The sequence below is a fragment of the Tamlana crocina genome (assembly GCF_012037625.1).
Genome location: NZ_JAAVJS010000787.1, coordinates 1 through 295 on the forward strand (window position 1 = coordinate 1; position 295 = coordinate 295).

Genomic DNA, 295 nt, shown 5'->3' on the forward strand with positions numbered 1-295 from the left:
TTTTTCTGAACAGAAATCGGAAAGAAGAACAGTAAATGTTGAAGGTGGTGCTACCGTGCAGGAGTTTGACAGGTTTGCTAATGAATATGATGAGAACCGCCACTTCTTCCTTGCTCATTATTTTAGAGACCACTATGATGAAGCGTTGGAAAATTATCCTTTTATAAATTCCAATGTACAGATTACCCGGGTGCAGGTGTGGGTAACCAACAGAACAAATAATGTTCAGAATTTGACCGACACCCGAAACATTGTCGCCATTCAGGATCTGGGAGAATCTCCCGTTCCGGGGAAT

General features: G+C 42.0%; 1 protein-coding gene. It reads left to right on the forward strand.

What is annotated here, in order from left to right:
* A partial coding sequence (locus HC176_RS19005; RefSeq protein ID WP_167920523.1) for a hypothetical protein occupies positions 1–295 on the forward strand: 295 nt, incomplete at both ends.